This is a genomic window from Collinsella aerofaciens, assembly GCF_039752985.1.
Lineage (GTDB): Bacteria > Actinomycetota > Coriobacteriia > Coriobacteriales > Coriobacteriaceae > Collinsella > Collinsella aerofaciens_BT.
The window spans coordinates 1-1,104 of record NZ_JBDMHA010000137.1 but is presented as its reverse complement, the minus strand read 5'-3'; the positions used below and the strand labels follow the sequence as shown (position 1 = coordinate 1,104).

General features: G+C 62.5%; 2 protein-coding genes. Both read right to left on the bottom strand.

Translation table 11 applies throughout. The features are described 5' to 3' along the window. Window positions 1-204 (bottom strand): signal recognition particle receptor subunit alpha (locus ABHR76_RS10050; RefSeq protein ID WP_346977656.1); only part of this gene is annotated, 204 nt, incomplete at its 3' end. A 10-nt stretch (window positions 205-214) separates the two neighbouring features. Beyond that, a partial coding sequence (ftsY, locus tag ABHR76_RS10045; RefSeq protein WP_346977654.1) for a signal recognition particle-docking protein FtsY occupies window positions 215-1,104 on the bottom strand: 890 nt, incomplete at its 5' end.

The following is a 1,104-nucleotide window of genomic DNA, read 5'->3' as shown; positions in this document are numbered from 1 at the left end:
CAGCGACTCCATGACCTCGGCGGTCATGCAGCGCTCCTTGGTCTTGGCGACAAACTCCTTAACGACCTTGAAGTTGACGTCGGCCTCGAGTAGCGCCATGCGGATGTCGCGCATGGCCGAGGTGATATCGGCCTCGGTCAGCTTACCCTTGCCGCGCAGACGGTCAAATGTGTCGTTGAGGCGATCGCTCAGAGAATCAAACACTAGTCACTCCTTAGTTGGACTCGCCCACCAGGGCGCGGCAGAAATCTTTGGCATTGAACTCCTGCAGGTCATCGACCTGCTCGCCCACGCCGATGCGCAGGATGGGAAGCTTGAGCTTCTCGGCCACGGCCATGGCGATACCGCCCTTTGCCGTGCCGTCGAGCTTTGTCATGATAATACCGTCCAGGCCCAGCGCCTCGTTAAACTCAAGCGCCTGGTTGAGGCCGTTTTGGCCTGTCGCGGCATCGATTACGAGCACGACATAGACGGGCATGGGGCCGGCGGCCATTTGACCAGCGCGCTTACGGGTCACGTTGACCACCTTGGCAAGCTCGCGCATGAGCTCGGGACTCGTGTGCAGACGACCGGCGGTATCGATAAGCACCAGGTCGCTGCCGCGCTTGTCGGCCTCGTCGAGCACGTCGTAGCACACGCTCGCCGGATCGGAGCCGCGGTCGCGCTTGATGACGGGAACGCCGGCGCGCTGGCCCCATACATCGAGCTGTTCGATGGCGGCGGCGCGGAAGGTATCGGCCGAACCGATTACGACGTTCTTGCCGCGAGCTGCCATGGCGCTCGCGATCTTGCCGACCGTCGTGGTCTTGCCGGCGCCGTTGATGCCCACAAACAGCACGCAGCTCGGCGTATCGGCGAACGGATCGCGCTCAATGGGCACAAAGTGCTGCTCGAGCTGCTCAGCCAGGGCACGACGGAGCTGTGGGGCGGTCTTGAGGTTCTTCTTGGCCGCGGCATCGCGCAGGTCATCAGAAACCTGGATGGCGACCTCGGCACCCATGTCACCCATGACGAGCGTGTCCTCTAGGTCCTCCCAAAAATCTTCGTCGACCTCGCCGCCAAAGTAGAAGACCTCGTTGAGGGCCTCGCGGCTGCGCTCAAGTC